Origin of the sequence: Pseudomonas indica NBRC 103045 (genome assembly GCF_002091635.1) — a bacterium.
Lineage (GTDB): Bacteria > Pseudomonadota > Gammaproteobacteria > Pseudomonadales > Pseudomonadaceae > Pseudomonas_M > Pseudomonas_M indica.
Genome location: NZ_BDAC01000004.1, coordinates 151,557 through 172,882, shown reverse-complemented (window position 1 = coordinate 172,882; position 21,326 = coordinate 151,557). Strand labels below are relative to the sequence as shown.

The 21,326-nt window shown below is 66.9% G+C and carries 18 protein-coding genes; 16 read left to right on the top strand and 2 right to left on the bottom strand.

Annotated elements, in window-relative coordinates:
- Window positions 1-31: 31 nt before the first annotated feature.
- The 15 genes from PIN01S_RS07090 to PIN01S_RS07020 all read left to right on the top strand — a co-directional run bounded on the left by PIN01S_RS07090 (window position 32) and on the right by PIN01S_RS07020 (window position 18,014).
- Window positions 32-772, top strand: coding sequence for a flagellar basal body rod protein FlgF (locus tag PIN01S_RS07090; protein WP_084334764.1), 741 nt, complete (start codon window positions 32-34; stop codon window positions 770-772).
- A gap of 46 nt (window positions 773-818) precedes the next feature.
- A complete protein-coding gene (gene flgG / locus PIN01S_RS07085) occupies window positions 819-1,604 on the top strand; it encodes a flagellar basal-body rod protein FlgG (RefSeq protein ID WP_084334762.1) in 786 nt (261 codons plus the stop codon).
- A 96-nt stretch (window positions 1,605-1,700) separates the two neighbouring features.
- Window positions 1,701-2,393 carry a flagellar basal body L-ring protein FlgH gene (gene flgH, locus PIN01S_RS07080; RefSeq protein ID WP_084334760.1) on the top strand — a complete coding sequence of 231 codons (693 nt, stop codon included), beginning with the start codon at window positions 1,701-1,703 and terminating at the stop codon, window positions 2,391-2,393.
- Window positions 2,394-2,407: 14 nt separating this feature from the next.
- Complete coding sequence (locus PIN01S_RS07075; RefSeq protein ID WP_244505937.1) at window positions 2,408-3,535, top strand: flagellar basal body P-ring protein FlgI; 1,128 nt, start codon at window positions 2,408-2,410, stop codon at window positions 3,533-3,535.
- A 10-nt stretch (window positions 3,536-3,545) separates the two neighbouring features.
- Window positions 3,546-4,715: a flagellar assembly peptidoglycan hydrolase FlgJ gene (gene flgJ / locus PIN01S_RS07070; protein WP_084334758.1), complete on the top strand. Its 1,170-nt coding sequence runs from the start codon at window positions 3,546-3,548 to the stop codon at window positions 4,713-4,715.
- Between the two features lie 7 nt (window positions 4,716-4,722).
- Complete coding sequence (flgK, locus tag PIN01S_RS07065) at window positions 4,723-6,738, top strand: flagellar hook-associated protein FlgK (protein WP_084334756.1); 2,016 nt, start codon at window positions 4,723-4,725, stop codon at window positions 6,736-6,738.
- 6 nt (window positions 6,739-6,744) lie between these two features.
- A complete protein-coding gene (locus PIN01S_RS07060; protein ID WP_084334754.1) occupies window positions 6,745-8,289 on the top strand; it encodes a flagellar hook-associated protein 3 in 1,545 nt (514 codons plus the stop codon).
- A gap of 134 nt (window positions 8,290-8,423) precedes the next feature.
- Window positions 8,424-9,182 (top strand): class I SAM-dependent methyltransferase, encoded by a 759-nt coding sequence (locus PIN01S_RS07055; protein ID WP_084334752.1) that lies wholly within the window; start codon window positions 8,424-8,426, stop codon window positions 9,180-9,182.
- 5 nt (window positions 9,183-9,187) lie between these two features.
- Window positions 9,188-9,790 (top strand): HAD-IB family phosphatase, encoded by a 603-nt coding sequence (locus tag PIN01S_RS07050; protein ID WP_084335027.1) that lies wholly within the window; start codon window positions 9,188-9,190, stop codon window positions 9,788-9,790.
- Window positions 9,766-10,437, top strand: coding sequence for an NTP transferase domain-containing protein (locus tag PIN01S_RS07045; protein WP_084334751.1), 672 nt, complete (start codon window positions 9,766-9,768; stop codon window positions 10,435-10,437). The genes PIN01S_RS07050 and PIN01S_RS07045 overlap by 25 nt, the downstream gene beginning before the upstream one ends.
- Window positions 10,430-11,578, top strand: a complete 1,149-nt coding sequence (locus PIN01S_RS07040; protein WP_084334750.1) for a CDP-glycerol glycerophosphotransferase family protein — start codon at window positions 10,430-10,432, stop codon at window positions 11,576-11,578. The genes PIN01S_RS07045 and PIN01S_RS07040 overlap by 8 nt, the downstream gene beginning before the upstream one ends.
- Window positions 11,575-12,057 carry an acyltransferase gene (locus PIN01S_RS07035; protein WP_212633050.1) on the top strand — a complete coding sequence of 161 codons (483 nt, stop codon included), beginning with the start codon at window positions 11,575-11,577 and terminating at the stop codon, window positions 12,055-12,057. Before PIN01S_RS07040 ends, PIN01S_RS07035 begins: the two co-directional genes overlap by 4 nt.
- Window positions 12,041-13,189, top strand: a complete 1,149-nt coding sequence (locus PIN01S_RS07030) for a DegT/DnrJ/EryC1/StrS family aminotransferase (RefSeq protein ID WP_090257114.1) — start codon at window positions 12,041-12,043, stop codon at window positions 13,187-13,189. Before PIN01S_RS07035 ends, PIN01S_RS07030 begins: the two co-directional genes overlap by 17 nt.
- Window positions 13,180-13,596: a sugar 3,4-ketoisomerase gene (locus tag PIN01S_RS07025; RefSeq protein ID WP_084334746.1), complete on the top strand. Its 417-nt coding sequence runs from the start codon at window positions 13,180-13,182 to the stop codon at window positions 13,594-13,596. Before PIN01S_RS07030 ends, PIN01S_RS07025 begins: the two co-directional genes overlap by 10 nt.
- Complete coding sequence (locus PIN01S_RS07020; RefSeq protein ID WP_084334744.1) at window positions 13,593-18,014, top strand: glycosyltransferase; 4,422 nt, start codon at window positions 13,593-13,595, stop codon at window positions 18,012-18,014. The genes PIN01S_RS07025 and PIN01S_RS07020 overlap by 4 nt, the downstream gene beginning before the upstream one ends.
- A gap of 83 nt (window positions 18,015-18,097) precedes the next feature.
- Here PIN01S_RS07020 and PIN01S_RS07015 read toward each other — a convergent pair whose 3' ends face one another.
- Both PIN01S_RS07015 and PIN01S_RS07010 read right to left on the bottom strand, forming a co-directional pair.
- On the bottom strand, window positions 18,098-18,847 hold the full coding sequence (locus PIN01S_RS07015) for an SDR family NAD(P)-dependent oxidoreductase (RefSeq protein WP_084334742.1): 750 nt from the start codon (window positions 18,845-18,847) through the stop codon (window positions 18,098-18,100).
- A 137-nt stretch (window positions 18,848-18,984) separates the two neighbouring features.
- Window positions 18,985-19,884, bottom strand: coding sequence for a LysR family transcriptional regulator (locus tag PIN01S_RS07010; RefSeq protein ID WP_084334740.1), 900 nt, complete (start codon window positions 19,882-19,884; stop codon window positions 18,985-18,987).
- Between the two features lie 139 nt (window positions 19,885-20,023).
- On the opposite strand from PIN01S_RS07010, the gene PIN01S_RS07005 reads away from it, so the two are divergent.
- Entirely contained in the window at window positions 20,024-21,220 is a 1,197-nt protein-coding gene (locus PIN01S_RS07005) for an amino acid deaminase (protein ID WP_084334738.1), read from the top strand.
- Window positions 21,221-21,326 lie beyond the last annotated feature (106 nt).

Sequence of the window (21,326 nt, the reverse complement as noted above, 5' to 3'; positions counted from 1 at the left end):
TGGGCGTCAAAAAGCCCTCGGAGCGATTGCCATGGACAAGATGCTGTACGTCTCCATGACCGGAGCCAGCCAGAACACCCTGGCCCAACGGGCCCACGCCAACAACCTGGCGAACATTTCCACCAACGGATTCCGCCGCGACTTCGAGCAGGCGCGTTCGATGCCGGTGTTCGGCGAGAGCTATCCATCCCGCGTGTACGCCATGAGCGAGCGGCCGGGAACCGATTTCACCCCCGGCACCCTGCAGGAAACCGGCCGCGACCTCGACGTGGCGGTCAGCGGTGAAGGCTGGCTCGCGGTACAGGCGCCGGACGGCGGCGAAGCCTATGTGCGTACCGCCAGCCTGCGCATCGATGCCCTCGGCATGCTGCGCACCGGCAACGGTTTGCCGGTGATGGGCAATGCCGGGCCGATTGCCGTGCCGCCGGAGCAGAAGGTGGAGATCGGCCAGGACGGCACCATCAGCATCCGTGCCCTCGGCGAAGCGCCGAACGTGATGGCCGAGGTGGACCGCCTGAAGCTGGTCAATCCCGATCTCAAGCAGATGGAGAAGGGCACCGACGGCCTGATCCGGGTCAAGGGCGGCCAGCCCGCGGAGGCCGACGCCAACGTGCGGGTGACCTCCGGCTTCCTCGAGGCGAGCAACGTGAATGCCGTCGAGGAGATGACCGCGATCCTGTCGCTGTCCCGCCAATTCGAACTGCAAGTGAAGATGATGCGTACCGCCGAAGACAACTCCTCGGCCATGGCGCGTGTTTTGCAAATCAGCTGATGACTAGCACGAGGCGCCGTGTTTCCGGCGCCCGAGGAGAATGACGATGCTTCCGGCACTGTGGGTCAGCAAGACCGGTCTGTCCGCCCAGGACATGAACCTGACCACCATTTCCAACAACCTGGCCAACGTCTCGACCACCGGCTTCAAGCGCGACCGCGCCGAGTTCGAGGACCTGCTGTACCAGATCCGCCGCCAGCCGGGCGGTCAGTCCAGCCAGGACAGCCAGTTGCCCTCCGGCCTGCAGTTGGGTACCGGTGTGCGCATCGTCGGCACCCAGAAGATCTTCACCGCCGGCAGCCTGCAGACCACCGAGCAGCCGCTGGACATGGCCATCAACGGCCGCGGCTTCTTCCAGGTCCTGATGCCGGACGGCACCGTGTCCTATACCCGCGACGGCAGCTTCCACCTGAACTCAGACGGGCAGATCGTCACCTCCCAGGGGTTCGCCCTGGAGCCGGCCATCGTCCTGCCGAACGAAGTGAAGACCTTCACTGTCGGCGAGGACGGAACCGTCTCGGTGACCACCACCGGCAACCCGCAGCCGCAGATTCTCGGCAACATCCAGGTCGCCGACTTCATCAACCCGGCGGGCCTGGAAGCGATCGGCAACAACCTGTTCCTGGAGACCGCCTCCAGCGGCGCGCCGCAGGTCGGTACCCCGGGCCTCAACGGCCTCGGTACCACTCTGCAGAACACCCTGGAAAACTCCAACGTCAGCGTGGTCGAGGAGCTGGTGAACATGATCACCACCCAGCGCGCCTACGAGATGAACTCCAAGGTCATCTCCACCGCCGACCAGATGCTGGGCTTCGTCTCGCAGAACCTGTAACGCCTTTGCCGGGTGAAGCCCGGCCGGCCTGACAAGGCCATCGGATTTCGGCGGGTTACCCGCTTTATGCAACGCAACACCGTGAGGTACGTGGTGATGAACCGGCTGATTATTCTCCTTCCGCTGCTCGGTGCCGCCTTGACCGGCTGCATGTCGCCGCCGCCGAAGCCGAATGACCCCTATTACGCGCCGGTGCTGCCGCGCACGCCGCTGCCGGCTGCGCAGAACAACGGGGCCATCTACCAGGCCGGTTTCGAGACCAACCTCTACGACGACCGCAAGGCTTACCGGGTGGGCGACATCATCACCATCACCCTCAACGAGCGGACCCAGGCCAGCAAGAACGCCAACTCCAAGCTGCAGAAGGACAGCAGCGCGAACATCGGCCTGACCTCGCTGCTCGGCGGCGCGGTGTCCATGGCCAACCCGCTGACCGGCAACTCGATGAACCTCGGCGCCGAATACGACGCCTCCCGCGAGACCGATGGCTCCGGCCAGGCTGCGCAGAGCAACAGCCTGCAGGGTTCGATCACCGTTACCGTGGCCGAAGTGCTGCCCAACGGCATTCTCTCCGTGCGCGGCGAGAAGTGGATGACCCTGAACACCGGCGACGAGCTGGTGCGCATCGCCGGCCTGGTCCGTGCCGACGACATCGGCACCGACAACACCGTGCCGTCGACCCGCATCGCCGACGCGCGCATCACCTATTCCGGTACCGGCGCCTTCGCCGACGCCAGTCAGCCCGGCTGGCTGGACCGCTTCTTCATGAGCCCGATGTGGCCGTTCTGAGCAGGAGTATGACAATGCCCGGATTTTCTCTCCTGCTGAAATCGGTGGCGGCCTTCGCCGCGCTGCTGGCGCTGGCCTTCGCCGTTCCGGCCCAGGCCGAGCGCCTGAAGGACCTGGCGAGCATCCAGGGCGTGCGCTCCAACCAGTTGATCGGCTACGGCCTGGTGGTCGGCCTCAACGGCAGCGGCGACCAGACCACGCAGACCCCGTTCACCCTGCAAACCTTCAACAACATGCTGGCGCAGTTCGGCATCAAGGTGCCGGCCGGTTCCGGCAACGTGCAGTTGAAGAACGTCGCGGCGGTGTCCGTGCACGCCGAGCTGCCGCCGTTCGCCAAGCCGGGCCAGACCATCGACGTGACCATTTCCTCCATCGGCAACGCCAAGAGCCTGCGCGGCGGCAGCCTGCTGATGACCCCGCTGAAGGGGATCGACGGCAACGTCTACGCCATCGCCCAGGGCAACCTGGTGGTGGGCGGCTTCGATGCCTCGGGCGCCGACGGCTCGCGGATCACCGTCAACGTCCCGTCGGCCGGGCGCATTCCTTCCGGTGCCACCGTCGAGCGGCCGGTGCCGAGCGGTTTCGACCAGGGCAACTACCTGACCCTGAACCTCAACCGCCCGGACTTCACCACCGCGAAGAACATCGTCGACAAGCTCAACGAACTGCTCGGCCCCGGCGTGGCCCAGGCCCTCGACGGCGGCTCGGTGCGCGTCAGCGCGCCGCTGGACCCGAGCCAGCGCGTGGACTACCTGTCGGTGCTGGAAAACCTCGAGATCGAGGCCGGCCAGGCGGTGGCCAAGGTCATCATCAACTCACGCACCGGGACCATCGTCATCGGCCAGAACGTGCGCGTGCAGCCGGCCGCCGTCACCCACGGCAGCCTGACCGTGACCATCACCGAAGACCCCATCGTCAGCCAGCCGGAAGCGCTGTCCGGCGGCGAGACGGCGGTGGTGCCGCGTTCGCGCGTGAGTGCAGAGGAAGAGGCCAAGCCGATGTTCAAGTTCGGCCCGGGCACCACCCTCGACGAGATCGTCCGCGCCGTGAACCAGGTAGGCGCCGCGCCGTCCGACCTGATGGCGATCCTCGAGGCGCTCAAGCAAGCCGGCGCCCTCCAGGCCGACCTCATCGTGATCTAAGGGAACGGCCATGGACACTCGACTCTTCGCCCCGGGCTCGACGCCCGACAGCGGCTCCTACACCGACCTGAACCGCCTCAACCAGTTGAAGGTGGGGAAGGACCGTGACAGCGAGGGCAACATCCGCAAGGTGGCCCAGGAGTTCGAGTCGCTGTTCCTCAACCAGATGCTCAAGGCCATGCGCTCGGCGAACGAAGTGTTCGCCGAGGGCAACTACATGAACAGCAGCGAGACCAAGACCTACCAGGACATGCACGACCAGCAGCTGGCCGTGACCCTGTCCAAGGAACAGGGCATCGGCCTGGCCGACGTGCTGGTGCGCCAGTTGTCGAAGACCCGGCAGGCCGACGCACGCCCCAATCCGTTCGCCCAGACCGGCGAGACGACGGCCGCCACCTCGGCCAGGAACGTCAACCTTCCGGCGGTGGACAGCAAGCGCGACGACTCCTCGCTGCTCAACCAGCGTCGCCTGGCGCTGCCGGGCAAGCTCACCGACCGCCTGCTGGCCGGCATCGTGCCGTCCGCCACCGCCGCGGAAGGGCAGCCGCTGGCCGGCGCCGATTGGGTTCCGGCCCAGGCATTCGCCGCGCCCGCGGACAAGAGCCTGAGCGTGAACGGCAGCGATGCCTTCGCCGGCCGCCGCCTGGCCCAGCCGCCGCTGGCACCCGGCAAGGCGGCGTTCTCCTCGCCCGAGGAGTTCGTCGCCACCATGCTGCCGATGGCGGAGAAGGCCGCCGCGAAGATCGGCGTCGACCCGCGCTACCTGGTGGCCCAGGCCGCGCTGGAAACCGGCTGGGGCAAGTCGATCATCCGCCAGCAGGATGGTTCCAGCAGCCACAACCTGTTCGGCATCAAGGCCCATGGCAGCTGGGACGGCGAGTCGGCACGGGTGGTGACCCGCGAGTACTACAACGGCAAGCCGGTGAAGGAGGTCGCGGCGTTCCGCGCTTACGACTCCTTCGAGCACAGCTTCAACGATTACGTGAGCTTCCTGCAGAGCAACGGCCGCTACGAAAAGGCCCTGAACGCCGCGGACAACTCCGACCAGTACGTGCGTGAGCTGCAGCGTGCCGGTTACGCCACCGACCCGCAGTATGCCCGCAAGATTTCCCAGATCGCCCGGCAGATGCAGACCTACCAGACCATCGCGGCTGCCGACGGCGGCATCACCAGGAGCTGAGTGAATCATGGCTGACTTGCTGAACATCGGGCTGTCCGGGCTGCGTACCAGCCAGACCTCGCTGACGGTCACCGGTCACAACATCAGTAACGTGAACACGGCCGGCTATTCGCGCCAGGAAACCGTCCAGGGCACCCGTGTGCCGCAATTCAGCGGTGCTGGCTACATCGGCTCGGGCGCGACGGTGAACGACGTGCGCCGCCTGGCCAGCGAATTCCTCACCGCCCAGGTGCGCAACAACACCGTGGTGGCCAGCGACGTGGCCGCCTATAAGGGCCAGATCGACCAGATGGACGCGCTGCTGGCCGGCAGCGTGACCGGCATCAGCCCATCGCTGCAGAAATTCTTCGCCGCCCTGCAGACCTCCGTCGAGTCGCCCGCCGACGTGCCGGCCCGGCAACTGGTGCTGTCCGAGGCCGAGGGTCTGGCCAAGCGCTTCAACACCGTCTACGAGCGCATCGACCAGCAGAACCAGTACATCAACAAGCAAATGGGCTCGATCGCCGACCAGGTCAACCGCCTGGCGACCTCAGTCGCCCAGTACAACGATGCGATCAGCTCGATGAAGGCCACCGGCCAGGAGCCCAACGACCTGCTCGACGCCCGTGAAGAGGTGGTGCGCCAGTTGTCCACCCTGATCGGGGTGCAGGTGGTGGAGCAGGATGGCGGCTCGCTGAACGTTTTCGTCGGCACCGGCCAGCCGTTGGTGGTGGGCGCCAAGGCCAACACCCTGGCGGTGACCCCCAGCCCCCAGGACCCGCTGCGCATGCAGGTGGAGTTCGTCAGCGGCGGCTCGCGCCAGTCGATCACCTCGCAGATCAGCGGCGGCGAGATGGGCGGTCTGCTGCGCTATCGCAGCGAAGTCCTCGACCCGACCTTCAACTCCCTCGGCCGCCTGGCGCTGTCCATCAGCGATGAGGTCAACAAGCAGCTCGGCCAGGGCATCGATCTGAAGGGCAACGTCGGCACCAACCTGTTCAAGGACATCAACTCGCCGGACCTGATGGCCCTGCGCAGCTATCCCACCGGCGCCGATGTGCGCATCGACGATACTTCGCGGCTGACCACCAGCGACTACCGCCTGGATTACGACGGCACCAACTACAGCGTGCGCCGGCTTTCCGACAACGCAGTGATCCCGGTGACCGGCAGCGGCACCGCGGCGGACCCGCTGGTGATCGGCGACGAGGGCTTCTCGGTGAGCTTTGCCGTTGCGCCGGCGGCCGGCAGCAGCGTGACCCTGATGCCCACCCGGCGCGGCGCGGCGAGCATCGAGAAGGTGCTCGACCAGGCCGACCAACTGGCGTTCGCCGCCTCGGCCCGCGCGGCCATCAACACCCAGAACCGCGGTACCGGCGCCATCGGCCAGCCGAGCCTGAGCAGCGGCCCGTCGCCGATTCTCACGGCGGACCTGGACCGCCTGTTCGGCAGCAGCGGCCTGACCCTGACCTACGACGGCACCAGCGGCACCCTGACCGGCACGCTGCCGGCGGGGGCCACGCTCAGCTACGTGTCGCCCTCGACCACCGGCCTGACCAGCGGGCAGACCAACAACCTGCGCCTGGACTACACCGATCCGGTGAGCAACGAGACCTACAGCTACGAATTCACCGTCAGCGGCGTGCCCTCGACCGGCGACACCTTCACCCTGGCCTACAACCAGAGCGGGGTCTCGGACAACCGCAACGGCCTGAAACTGGTGGACCTGCAGAACAAGGCGGTGGTGGGCGTGAGCTACGACACCGCCGGCAACCCGATCGCCAACTCCGGGGCGTCGTTCAGCGACGGCTACGGCGAGCTGGTCGAACGGGTCGGCACCCTGACCGCGCAATCGCGGGTCGACAGCGAAGCGACCACCGCGCTGCTCAAGCAGGCCCAGGACAACCGCGATTCGCTGTCCGGCGTGAGCCTGGACGAAGAGGCGGCCAAGCTGATCCAGTTCGAGCAGTACTACAACGCTTCGGCCCAGGTCATTCAAGTTGCGCGGTCTTTGTTCGATACCCTGATCAGTACATTCCGGTAAGCAGCCATGCGCATCTCGACCATCCAGGCGTTCAACAACGGTGTCAGCGGCATCCAGCGCAACTATTCGAACATCACCCGGACCCAGGAACAGATCAGTTCGGGCAAGAAGATTCTCACCCCGGCGGACGACCCGGTGGCGGCGGTGCGCCTGCTGCAACTGGAGCAGGAACAGGCCGCACTGGGCCAGTACGCCGGAAACCTGACGGCGGCGAAGAACAGTCTGACCCAGGAAGAAAGTGTGCTGAACAGCGTCGGCGTGGTCATGGACCGGGTCCGCGAACTGGCCGTACAGGCCGGCAACGGCGCCCTGGGCATGAACGAGCGCCAGGCGATCGCCGCCGAGCTGAAGGAGCGCGAGGAAGAGCTGCTCAGCCTGATGAACAGCAAGAACGCCCGGGGCGAGTACCTGTTCGGCGGCTTCCAGGGCAAGACCCAGCCGTTCATCCGCAATGCCGACGGCGGCTACAGCTACGTCGGCGACGAAGGCCAGCGCAAGATCCAGATCGCCGGTTCGCAGCAGATCGCGATCACCGACAACGGCAAGGCGATCTTCGACAACGTCACCAACGCCGCCCGCCTGCAGACCAGCAGCCAGACCGTGGCTGGCTCGACCCTGAGCATCGGCGAGGCGGTGGTGGCCGACGAGATCGCCTACAACGCCTTCCAGCAGAGCAACCCCTCCGGCGCCATCGAAGTGGTGTTCGACACCGCCGAGCGTGATGTCTACCGCGTCTATGCCCACCCCTGGGACGGCACTGCCGCGCCGCTGCTGGAAGGGCGCATGGACGGCGACCCCGGCGAAGGCGACCGCATCGTCGTTGCCGGCCTGAGCTTCTACCTGGACGGCCAGGCGGCGGAAACGCCCAAGGCCACCGGCGAACGCTTTACCGTCATGCCGACCCGCCAGGCGGTTGCCGTGCAAACCACCAGCTCCGCCCTGGGCGCCGTCGCCATCAGCGACCTATCCACCTGGCAGGGCCTGACCAACGGCACCGGCACGATCAGCGTGAGCAACGTGGTGGGCGGCTCGCCGTCCAGCTTCGACCTCACCTTGACCCCGTCGGGCACCACCCAGACGGTGAGCGGCAACCTGCCGCTGGTGGCCGATGCCTTCGGCCTCAGCCTGCGTTTCGACAGCCTGCCGGCCGATGGCGACAGCTTCGATATGAGCGGCGGCGACTCCAGCGAGAAGCAGGGCATCCTCAACACCATCGCCGCCCTGCGCAAGGTGCTGGAAAGCGCGCCCGACTCGCCCCAGGGCAGCCTCGACGTGCGCGACGCGGTGGCCGCCTCGCTGATCAACCTGGACAACGGCCAGGCCACGGTGCTCAAGGCGCGCGGCGAGATCGGCGCGCGCCTGAACGTGGTCGAATCCACGGAAACCAGCAACGAAGACCTGAGCCTGATCAACACCAGCATCAAGTCCGGTCTGCAGGACCTCGACTATGCCGAAGCCCTGTCGCGGCTGTCGTTGCAGTCGGTGGTACTGGAGGCGGCGCAGCAGAGCTACGTGAGGATTTCCTCGCTGTCGCTGTTCAACAAGATGTAGCGCTCCGGGCCGCCACGGCGGGCTCTTGCCGTGGTTGGCTGACCTTTTGCTTATCCCTCTCGTAACGCCGGAAGCTTGACGCGGGCCCGATCCTTGGCTGCGCTTCTGGCATGTACCTATCTACGGGGGAGACCATGAGCACCCGGGGCCGAGTGAAAGGGGCGCGGATCGATATCGATTACAGCGCGACCCAAGCCTTCTTCGATGCGCGCGGCAAGCGGGAATACGCGTCCGCGCTCAGCACGACCATGTACCAGGACAACGATCCGGCGCTGGTCGAACAACGCGACCAGGCAGAGAAGCGGGTGCTGGCGCCGCAACTGCGCCTGGCTGCCGGCAGCCGCATCCTCGACATCGGCTGCGGCATCGGTCGCTGGGGCTGGTTCCTCCACGACCACACCCCCGACGCCGAATACCTGGGCATCGACTTCGCCGCCTCGCTGATCGAGAAGGCGCAAGCCGAGGCGGTGCGGCGTGGCAAGCCCGACCTGCGCTTCCAGGTGATGTCCGCCATCGCCATCGAGCCGGACGCCCTGGTCGTCCCGCCGCCCTACGACCTGGTGATCATCTCCGGGTTGCTGATCTACCTGAACGACGAAGACTGCGTGAAGGTCCTGGCCGACGCCGGGCGCCTCTGCGCGCCGGGCGGGCGCATCTACCTGCGCGAGCCGGTCGGGGTGAGCGAGCGCTTCACCCTGGATCGCTTCTACTCCAACGAGCTGGGACAGGAGTATTCGGCGATCTACCGGACCATCGACGAACTCGACCGGTTGCTGGAACAGGCCCTGGAGCCCGGCCGCTTCAGCGTCCGGATCGCCGAGTTCCTGTTCCCGGACAACCTGGAAAAGCGTGCCGAGACGCGCCAGTACTACACCATCCTGCAAAAGGGCTGATGTCCATGACCACTGCCTACTGCTTCGACCTCGACGGAACCCTGACCCGTCAGGAGCTGTTGCCGCTGATCGCGTCCTCCGTCGGGCTCGAAGACGAGATATCCGTCCTCACCGAAGCCACGATCAGCGGCGTGCTGCCTTTCGACAAATCCTTCAAGCTGCGTGTCCGCCTGCTGCGCGATGCCAAGCTGGACTGGATTCACGCCGCGCTGTCCGAACAGGTGGAATTCGACCGCCATATCCTCGACTTCATCGCCAGCCGGCCGGAGCAGTGCTTCGTGGTCACCGGCAACCTGGACATCTGGGTCAAGCCGGTACTCGACCGCCTCGGCATCCAGAGCTTCACCTCCACCGCGCGCCTGGACGACGGCCGCCTCGACGGCATCGCGCACATCCTGCACAAGGGCGACGCCGTCAGCAGCCTGCGCGACCGCTTCGAGCGGATCATCGCCGTCGGCGACGGCATGAACGACGTGCCCATGTTCGAAGCCGCCGACTGGCGCATCGCTTTCGGTGGTACCCACTCGCCCAATCGCCTGCTGGTCAAGCTGAGCGATTTTGTGATCAACGACGGGAATGCCCTATGTCGCCTATTAAACATGTTGTGATCAGCGCCGCCGGCATCGGCTCGCGCCTGGGGCTGAACAAGCCCAAGTGCATGGTCGAGGTGGGTGGCCGCACGTTGCTCGACTACCACCTGGAGCGCCTGGCCTGGGCGGAAACCATCTGGCTGGTGGTGGGCTTCCAGGAGGAGGGCGTGATCGAGCACGCCATGTCCCTGCGGCGCGACCTGATCGTCGTGCGCAACCCCGACTATGCCCGGACCAACACCCTGCAGAGCATTCACCGCGTGTCGCGGCACCTGAAGGAGCGCTTCCTGGTGATCGATGCCGACACCGTGGTGGAAGAGGAATCCTTCCGCGCCTTCATGGCGGCGGCCGACGAACATGCACAACTGATCGGCATTTCCCGCTACACCACCAGCGACGGGGTGCGCGTGCTGCTGGACGACACCGGCGAGGCGGTCACCAGCTTCACCCGCGAACCGCAGCACACCTGGGAATGGACCGGCATCGCCGTCATCGAGCCGCGCCTGGTGGTGGACAAGCCTATCTACGTCTACCAGGCGATCGAGCCGTACCTGCCGATCCGCGCGGCCGAGCTGAAGGCCTTCGACATCGATACCACCGCCGACCTGGACATGGCGCGCCAGGTCATTGCCGGTGGCTGGGAAGAGCGGGGTGAACATGCGTAACGGCCAAAGCGTACCCGCCAAGCGCCGTCTGGCGATCCTCTATCAACTGCCCGAATCCTGGGCCAACGTGCGCAGCGTCTGGGAGGCCGCCCGCGACGATGCGGACCTCGACGTCATCGTGGTGATGCTGCCGTTCATCCACAAGGACTACCAGTGGCGCCGCGAGGTGTCGGAAGCGCACCTGAACGACATGGGCGTGCCGTTCGTGGCCTGGGATGCCTTCGACCTGGACAAGGCGGGGCTGGACGCCGTGCTCTATACCTCGCCCTACGACGAGACGCGCCCGGAGGCCTATCGCTTCGCCAGGCTTCGTCAGCGCGTGCGCTGCACGGCCTATATCCCCTATGGCCTGGAAGTGGGCGGCGGCGAGCATAACTACGTGTACCAGTACGGCCAGCCGGTGACGGCAGGGGCCAGCGCGGTGTTCGTGCGCTCGGAAGGCGTGCGCGAGATGTTCGTCCGCCACTGCCCGAGCGGGGCCCGGCATGTCCACGTCACCGGTCATCCGCGCATGGATGGTCTGGTGGACCTCGCGCACTTCCCGGTGGACCCGGCGCTGCGCGAGGCCATCGGCGAGCGTCGCGCGGTGCTGTGGAACGCGCACTTCTCCTTCGATGGCGATCTCTGGTCCACCTTCGACCGGCTGGCCGGTGACATCCTCGACGCCTTCGCCAGCCGCCCCGACCTGGCGTTGCTGTTCCGCCCGCACCCGCTGCTGTGGAAGAAGCTGACCAACCTGAACATCCTCGACGAGGCGGGTATCGCCGCGCTCAAGGACGAACTGCGCGAGCGCGGCGTGGTGGTCGACGAACGCTCCGACCATCGACATGCCTTCGCCGCCAGCGAGGCGATGATGAGCGATGTCGGCTCTTTCCTGATGGAATACCTGGCCACCGGCAAGCCGGTGCTCTACCTCTGCAACCCGGATGGCCTGGGCCTCAACGAGGAGGGCGCCGCGGTGGTCCGCCATTACCAGTCGGCCAGCGATGCCGCTGGCATCGGCGCGTTCCTCGACCAGCTCCGTCGGGGTGAGGACCCGCTGGGCGCGGACCGGCGTGCGGCGATCGACGAGTTCTTCCACGCGTTCGACGGCCAGGCCGGGCGGCGCGTGGTCGAGGTGCTCAAGGAGCTGATGGCATGACGATGCGCCACCCCTTGGCGGACGTGCAGAGCCCGTCGATCGGCGAGGGCACGCGGATCTGGCAGTTCGTGGTGATCCTGGCGGGCGCCCGCATCGGCCGCGATTGCAACATCGCCGCGCACTGCTTCATCGAGAACGATGTGGTGGTGGGCGACCGGGTCACGGTGAAGTGCGGCGTGCAGTTGTGGGATGGGCTGCGGGTCGCCGACGACGTGTTCATCGGGCCGAACGCCACCTTCACCAACGACCGTTTCCCGCGTTCCCGGCAATGGCCGGAACGCTTCCCCGAGACGCGCATCGAGCGTGGTGCCTCCATCGGCGCCGGCGCGGTGATCCTGCCCGGGCTGACCATCGGCGAGCGGGCCATGGTCGGGGCCGGCGCGGTGGTGACCCGGGACGTGCCGGCACGGGCGCTGGTGTTTGGCAATCCTGCACGGATCGTGCGCTACCTGGATGACGACGATGCATCGCTTTCTTGATCTGCAGGCCCTCAATGCACGCGACGAGGCGGAGTTGACCGACGCCTTCGTGCGGGTGCTGCGCTCCGGCTGGTACGTGCTGGGCCCGGAAGTGGACGCCTTCGAACGCGAATTCGCCGAGGCGTGCCGGGTCGCCCATGCCATCGGCGTGGGCAACGGCCTGGATGCCCTGACCCTGATCCTCAAGGCCTACCGCCAACTGGGCCGGCTGGCCGAGGGAACGGAGGTGATCGTGCCCGACAACAGTTTCGTGGCCACCGCCCTGGCCGTGACGGAGGCCGGCTGCGTGCCGGTGCCGGTGGAGCCGGAGGAAGACAGCTTCCTCATCGATCCGCAGCGGGTGGAAGCGGCCATCGGCCCGCGCACCGGGGCGATCATCGCCGTGCACCTCTACGGGCGGCTGGCCGACATGGGCCGGCTGCGTAGCCTCGCCGATCGCCACGGCCTGCTGCTCATCGAGGACGCCGCCCAGGCGCATGGCGCCTTCGATGCCGCCGGCCGCTCGGTGGGCACGCTGGGCGATGCGGCGGGCTTCAGCTTCTTCCCGGTGAAGAACCTCGGCGCCCTGGGCGATGCCGGTGCGGTGACCACCCAGGACGCGCAACTGGCCGAGGCGGTGCGCCGCCTACGCAACTACGGCTCCAGCGAGAAATACGTGCACGCGGTGAAGGGCGTGAACTCGCGCCTGGACGAACTGCAGGCGGCGTTGCTGCGGGTCAAGCTGCGGCGCATGGCCGACGATGCCGAACAACGCCGCGTCCTGGCGGAGCGCTACCGGGCGGGCATCCGCAACCCGCTGATCGGCCTGCCGCAGGCGGGCGAGCCGGCGGCATCCCACGTCTGGCACCTGTTCGTGGTGCGCTGCGGCCAGCGCGATGCGCTGCAGGCACATCTGCACGCCTGCGGCATTCCGACCCTGATTCACTACCCGATCCCGATCCACCGACAGGCCGCCTACTCGGAGCTGGCCGCCCATGCCTTGCCCATTGCCGACCGGCTGGCCGGGGAAGTCCTCAGCCTGCCGCTGTACCCGGGCATGCCCGAGCCCCTCGTCGAGGCGGTGATCGATGCCTGCAACCGTTTCGCCGGCCACGCCTCACAGGCCGAGTCCAAGGAGCCGACATGTCACTGAAAGACTGCAAGATCATCGACTTGCCGAAGATCGAGGACCCCCGCGGCAACCTCACCTTCATCGAGGCCAATCACCATGTGCCGTTCGGCATCGAGCGGGTCTACTACCTGTACGACGTGCCGGGCGGCTCGCACCGCGGCGGTCACGCGCACAAGGGGCTGCACCAGTTGCTCATCGCCATGTCCGGCAGCTTCGACATCCTCCTCGACGACGGCCGGACCCGCTTCAAGTACCACATGAACCGCTCCTACTACGGGCTCTACATCCCGCCGATGATCTGGCGGGAGATCGACAACTTTTCCAGCGGTTCGGTGTGCATGGTCCTTGCGTCCGAACACTATGACGAAGACGACTATTACCGGGACTACGAGACGTTCCGGACCGTGGTAACGGGGTCCCCTGCATGACAGAACTCAACCAAACCCCCGCGATCGGGCGCCTGCTCGACGGGCTGGGCCGGCTGAGCGAGGCCAAAGCCCGCCGCCGGACGCCGAAGGCCCCGGCGGTCGATGTCACCGTGGCGGTGATGTCCTACAACAACGCCGCCTACCTGGCGCAGACCATCGATTCGGTGCTGGCCCAGGAGGGGGTGCGCTTCGAGTTGCTGGTGTTCGACGACTGCTCGCCGGACAACAGCGTGGAGGTGCTGGAGCGCTACCGCCAGGACCCGCGTTTCCGCTACCAGGTCAACCCGCGCAACCTGGGCATGATCGGCAACTACAACCAGTGCCTGCGCGCCGGGTCTGGCCGCTACGTGGTGGTGCTGGGTTCCGACGACCTCATCTACCCCGATCACCTACGCAGCCTGGTCGAGGCCATGGATCGGCATCCGCATGTCGCCCTGGGCTACACCCAGTGCATGTGGATCGACGAGCAGGGCAAGGTGATCAAGCACGCCGTGCATCCCGGCCACCGCGCCGGCAGTTACGTCGGCGGCCGCGACGAACTGGTCGACCTGCTGCGCTACGACAACTACATCACCCCGTCGGCGGCGATTCTGCGGCGCAGCATCCTGCCCAGCCTGACCCTGCCGGACGGCGGCATCCATCGCGCCGACATGCTGGCCGGCGATTGGGAACTCTGGACCCGCATGGCCCAGGTGGCGCCGGAGTTCCTCTTCCTTCATCAGGCGACGGTGGGCTATCGCGTCCACGGCGGACAGATTTCCAAGGGCTTCTACGCATCCGACAAGCCACTGGCCGAGCACACCGAAATCCTCGAGCTGAACCTGGCCGTGCCGGGCTCGCGCCAGCGCATGCGCCAGGGCGCGGCGGGCATCTGGGAGCTCTATCTGCGCCGCTTCGCCGCCTACCCGGCCGACGTGCAGGCGCGCTTCGAGGAGCGCAAGGAGCGTATCCGCCAGACGCTGTTCGAGGCTGCGCTGGATCAGGAAGCCGAGTCCGAGGTGCTGTTCTCCGTCATCCTGACCACCTTCAACCGTCCCGAACTGTTGGTGGATGCCCTGGCCAGCCTGGCGCGGCAGACCCTGAAGGACTTCGAAGTCATTCTGGTCAACGACCACGGTACGCCGGTGGAGTCGCTGCTCACCGGTTTCGACTTCCCGATCACCTATCTCTACCAGGGGCGCAACCGTGGCCTGTCCGCGGCGCGTAACGCGGGGCTGAAACAGGCCCGGGGGCGTTACATCGCCTACCTTGACGACGACGATATCTACCTGCCCGAGCACCTGGCGAAGCTGGCCGCGGTGCTGGAGCGCAACCCCAACGCCGTGGCCTACAGCGGCGTGGTCTACGTCCGCGAGCGCCTGGAGGAGGGCGCCCGCATCGAGCTGGACCGCTCCACGCCATTCCTGCACAGCCAGTTCGACCGGGAGAAGCTGTTCGTCCAGAACTACATCCCGGTCAACACCTGGGTGCACCCGCGCGCGATGCTGGCGACGGTGGGCGAGTTCGACACCGGCCTTACCGCGTTCGAGGACTGGGACATGCTGCTGCGCCTGGCGGCGCGCTACCCGGTGGTGCACATGCCGGAGATCACCGCGGAGGTCCGGGTTCGCGAGGGCGCTGGGGCGTCCGGCGACCACATGCTCGGTCGTGAGCGGAAGAACTTCGGTGCCCTCTATCAGGAAATGTATCGCCGCCACTCCGATCTCGGCAGCGAGCGCGTGAGGGCGGGCCGGCGCCAACTGTTGCAGCAGATGGGCGTTGGCGACGGCGGGCGCAGCCGTCAGGCACCGAGCCTGGAGGACTGGCTGAAGCGCCGTGCGCTGACCCCGGTCCAGCGGCGCCTGATCGAACAGCGTCTGGCCGAGCAGGACGATGGACCGGGCTTCGGCCTGGTGCTGCTCGATCTGGAGGGCGACCGTACCCGGCTGGGGGCGACGCTTGGCTCGCTGGAGGCGGGTTTCTACCGCAACGTCCAGGTCGTGGTGCTGTCCGTTGCCAGTGCCGACGATCTCGCCTTCAGTGGCGGCGACGTACTGACCGTCACCCCGGAAAATTGGGTCGACGGGCTGAACCAGGCCCTGCTCGGGATGAGTGCCGACTGGATCGGCCTGGCCCGCGCCGGCGACGAGTTCACTCCGGGCGGTCTGCTGATGGCCGGCCTGGAGCTGCTCAACGCCCCCGAGTGCCGAGCCATCTATTGCGACGAGCTGTACCGCCAGGGCGACGGCACCCTGGGGGCGGCCTTCCGCCCCGCGTTCAACCTGGATTACCTGCTCGGCTTCCCGGCCGGCATGAGCCGCCACTGGCTGTTCCGCCGCGATGTGGCGGTCGGCGCGGGCGGATTCGATCCGGCGTTCCGCGACGCGCCGGAATTCGAACTGATCCTGCGCCTGATCAACCTGGGCGGGCTGGACGGGTTGGGCCATGTGCCCGAGCCGCTGTTGATCGGCACGCCGCCGGCACTGAGCGACGTGGAGGCCGAGAAGCAGGCCATCGTCCGGCACCTCGAACTGCGTGGCTATCAGGCCGCCCAGGTCACGTCGCCGCAGCCGGGGCGTTACCGCATCGACTACGGTCATGCCGAGCGCCCGTTGGTTTCGCTGCTGATCGAGGCCGGCGAGCGCCTGCCGCAGTTGCAGCGGTGCGTGGAGAGCGTGCTGGAGACCACCGGCTACTCGCCCTACGAAATCCTGCTGCTGGAGAGCCACCCGCAGGCTGAGGCGGTGAGCGCCTGGCTGATCGCCCTGGCCGGGCTGGGCGAGGAGCGCATCCGCGTCGTGCGCAGCGCCGACGGTTCGGCCGGCCTGGCGGACCTGTTCAACCTGGCGGCCGGGCAGGCGCGCGGCGGCTACCTGCTGCTGCTGTCCCCGGACACCGCGGTGGTGGAGGGCGACTGGCTGGACGAGCTGGTCAACCATGCCCAGCGTCCCGAGGTCGGCATCGTCGGCGGCAAGCTGCTCGGCGCCGACGGCAAGATCGCCCAGGCCTGTTCGATCCTCGGCCTGGAAGGGCCGGTGGGGCGCCCGTTCGTGGGCGAGCCGCTGGATGCGCCCGGCTACCTGCATCGCCTGCAGGTGGCGCAGAACTGCAGCGCCGTCAGCCGCGACTGCCTGATGATCCCGGCCGACCTCTATGCGGAGCTGGGCGGGCTCAGCGAGGCGGACGTTCCGCTGCGCTACGTCGATGCGGACCTCTGCCTGCGTGCGCGCCAGGCCGGCTACCTGACGGTCTGGACGCCCTACGCCAAGCTGATGCTGGACCGCGCCGACGAAACCCCCGCGACGCCGGAGGAGCAGGACGCCATGTACGCCAAGTGGCTGCCGCTGCTGGCGCGCGACCCGGCCTACAACCCCAACCTGTCGCTGGCGCAGCCGGGCGGCTTCAAACTGGCCGATACCCAGCTTTCCTGGCGGCCGCTATCGTCCTGGCGACCGCTGCCGGTGGTGCTGGCGCACCCGGCGGACCCGTTCGGCTGCGGCCATTACCGGGTCATGCAACCCTTCCAGGCCCAGCACCAGGCGGGCCTGATCGAGGGCGCGCTGTCCATGGGGCTGATGCACGTCACCGACCTCGAACGCTACGACCCCGATGTGATCCTGCTGCAACGGCAGATCGGCGAAGAGCGCCTCGACGCCATGCGGCGGATGCAGATTTTCTCCAAGGCCTTCAAGGTCTACGAGCTGGACGACTACCTGCCCAACCTGCCGATCAAGAGCGTGCACCGGGAGAAGATGCCCAAGGACATCCTCCGTTCGCTGCGCCGCGGCCTGGGCTACGTCGACCGCTTCGTGGTCTCCACCGAGGCGCTGGCCGAAGCGTTCGCCGGCCTGCACCCGCAGATGCGGGTCATCGAGAACCGCCTGCCGGTGCCCTGGTGGGGCGGGCTGAAAGCCGAGCGGCGGGTCGGCGAGCGGCCCCGGGTCGGCTGGGCTGGCGGTTCGAGCCATACCGGCGACCTGGAAATGATCGCCGACGTGGTCAAGGAGCTGGCGGGCGAGGTCGACTGGGTATTCTTCGGCATGTGCCCCGAGGCGATCCGTCCCTACGTGAAGGAAATCCACAAAGGCGTCGCCATCGAGCAGTATCCGTCGATGCTCGCCAGCCTGAACCTGGACCTGGCCATCGCCCCGGTGGAAGAGAACCTGTTCAACGAGTGCAAGAGCAACCTGCGCCTCCTGGAGTACGGCGCATGCGGCTTCCCGGTGGTGTGCAGCGATCTACGCTGCTACCGGGGCGACCTGCCGGTGACGCGGGTGAAGAACCGCTTCCGCGACTGGGTCGAGGCGATCCGCATGCACCTCGCCGACATGGACGCCACCGCCAAGGCCGGCGATGCGCTGCGCAGCGTGGTGCTTTCCGAGTGGATGCTGGAGGGCCGTAACCTGGAAGCCTGGCGTTCCGCCTGGTTGCCGGACTGAGGCAGAGCAGATCGTAAACAGGACCTAAGCCGGCACACCGGGAAGCCCCACGACTCCGTGGGGCGTTTCGGCTGGTGGAACCGTCAGACCGCGGTGTAACCGCCGTCCGCCAGGATCACCGAGCCGGTCATGTAACTGGCCCGGTCGGAGGCGACGAAGGCGACCACTTCGGCAATCTCCCGTGCCTGGGCGACACGGCCGATGGGCGAACCGGCGCCATGTTCGCGGAGGAACTCGCGGCCGTTGGGCATCAGCTCGTCGAGAATGCCGGTCTCGATGTCCCCCGGGGCGACGACGTTGGCACGGATACCCTGCGGCGCACCTTCGAGGGCGAGCACCTTGGTCAGCTGGGCGATCGCACCTTTCGACGCCGCGTAGGCTGCGATGCTGGGAAAGGCGACTTGGCAGGCATAGGAACCGATGTTGACGATCGAGCCGCGCCGGTTCGGCAGCATGGCGCGCATGGCTTCGCGCGAGTGCAGGAACATGCCGCGCGCGTTGACCGCCATGATCGACTCCCAGTCGTCGAGGCTCATGTCCACCACCTGCTTGTTGATGATGATGGCGGCGTTATTGACCAGGATATCCACCCGGCCGAAACGCTTTTGTGCCAGCGCGACGGCGCGGCGGGCGGTCTCTTCCTCGGCGACGTTGCCGACCAGCGTGGCGATGCGCCCGCTTTCCAGTTCGGCGACGCCGGGCTTAATGTCCTCCGCGACGACGAAGGCCCCGCGTTCGGCGAAAAGCATGGCCACGGCTTGGCCGAGTCCGCCGGCGGCACCGGTCACGATGGCGACCTTGCCGTCCAGCTCGAGGGGGTGTGCGTTGTTCATGGGCGTAGCTCCTCTATCGTTGAAGGAACCGGGGTGGTTCCGGGCGAGTTCAAGGACAGGCTACCCAGTAGTGGGGAAGAGATAATCGGTCGATTTTCGAATGGATAGTGAAGTTTCTACTACATAATCTGGGAGGGCTAGCTGGCGCAACGCTCCCGCAGGAAGTCGACGAAGGCCCGAAGCGAAGCGAGGGTTTCTCGTTGGCGCGGGTAGCAGAGAAAAAATCCGGGAAAGGCCTCGCACCAGTCTTCCAATAGCGGTACTAGCTTGCCCGCGCGGACATAGGGTTGGATCTGGTCTTCCAACCAGAAGGTGATGCCGACACCGTCGAGCGCGGCTTCCAGGGCGATGCGCTGGTCGTTGACGATGAGCGGACCGTCGACCGCGACGGAGAACCAGCGGCCCTCGCGGCTGAATTCCCAGCGGTAGGGATGGATCTGGCCCGGCCAGCGCCAGTTGATGCAGCGATGCGCATGCAGGTCGGCCGGTGTTTCCGGTTTGCCGAAGCGTGCGATGTAGTCGGGTGATGCGGCAGCAATCTGGCGCAGTGCCGGGCCGAGTCTGAGGCCCACCATATCCTGTTCCAGCAGTTCGCCAAGCCGGATGGCCACGTCGAAGCCGCCGGCGACCAGCTCCACGACGGTATCGTCCGCCACCACGTCGAGTTGCACCTCCGGATAGTGGTCGGAGAACTCACGATAGTAGGGTTCGAGGAACTGCCGCGATGCTTGGCGCTGGGCATGCACCTTGAGGCGTCCGCTCGGGCGGTCGCTCAGGCTGGCGGCGTCGGCGACGGCGGCACCGATCTCCGCCAGCGCGGGTTGCAGCCGCGCCAGCAGGCGCGCCCCCGCTTCGGTAAGAGCGACCCGGCGAGTGGTGCGGTTGAGCAGGCGGACTCCCATGCGCCGTTCGAGGTTACGGATGACCTGGCTCAGGGCCGATGGCGAAATCTGCAGCTCTTCCGCTGCGCGTACGAAGCTGCCGCGTCCCGCAACGGTGACGAAGGCTTGCAATTCGGCGAATTCGGTTCCACGCATCCGCTGCTCTCCTGGCAAGGCCCCTTAGGATAAAGCCGCCCGCCCCATTGCGCATTGACAGGGCTTTCCCCGTGACGGGGTTGCCGATATCGTCGGTCGGCAATCGTGCCGATCGCCTTCGTCAAAAAGGAACTCATCCATGTCCCTGTCTTTCCCTGAAAAGGGGTTGCCGCTGGGCGGGCGCAGCCTCGTGAGCGACGTTAGCCTGCCGGCCCTGGTCATCCACAACGATGCCCTGGAACACAACCTGCGCTGGATGCAGCGCTATGCCGAGCAGCACGGCCTGCTGCTGGCGCCCCACGGCAAGACCACCATGACCCCGGCGCTGTTCCAGCGGCAACTCGACCAGGGTGCCTGGGGCATCACCCTGGCCACCGCCGTGCAATGCCGCGCCGCCTATGCCCATGGGGTACGCCGCCTGCTGCTGGCGAACCAGTTGGTCGGCGCGCCCAATATGGCGCTGGTGGCCGAGCTGCTGGGCGATCCCGAGGTGGATTTCCACTGCCTGGTCGACCACCCGGACAACGTCGCCGAACTGGGACGTTTCTTCGGCGAGCGCGGGCTACGCCTGAACGTGATGATCGAGGTCGGTGTGCCCGACGGTCGTTGCGGCTGCCGCAGCGCCGGAGAGGCACAGCGCCTGGCCGAGGCGGTGGCGGCCCAGCCGGCGTTGGCCCTGACCGGCATCGAAGGCTACGAGGGCGTGATCCATGGCGAGGACAGTGCCGACGATGTTCGCGATTACGCCGAGCGACTGGTGGCCATCGCCGTCGACCTGCTGGAGCGCGGCCTGTTCGCCCTCGAGCGGCCCATCGTCACGGCTTCCGGTTCGGCCTGGTATGACCTGATCGCCGAGGCCTTCGACCGTCGCGACGTGCGCGAGCGTTTCACCGGCGTGTTGCGTCCTGGGTGCTACGTGGTACATGACCATGGTCTCTACGGCGAGGCGCAGACGGCGGTGCAGGCGCGCCATCCGGATTGGGACGCGCCGCTGCGCCCGGCGATGGAGGTCTGGGCCCATGTGCAGTCGCTGCCGGAGCCGGGGCGTGCCATCGTCGCCCTGGGCAAGCGCGACATCGCCTCCGATGCCATGCCGCAACCGCTGCGGCGCTACCGCCCCGGCAGCACGGTGGCCGAGGACGTCAGCGCCTGGCGGGTGAGCAAGCTGATGGACCAACATGCCTTCATGGACATTCCTGGCGGTGCGGCGCTGCAGGTTGGCGACATCATCGCCTTCGGCGCCTCCCATCCCTGCCTGACCTTCGACAAGTGGCGGCAAATCTGCCTGGTGGACGCGGAGTTGCAAGTCATCGAGACCTTGCCCACGTTCTTTTGATGGAGGCGCATTGGGATTGGCGATGCGCTATTGGGCGAATAAATTCGCCCAGCGGCGTCTAGCCGGGCGTCTATGAACACTGCCCACGACGGAGCCAGCAGGCTGG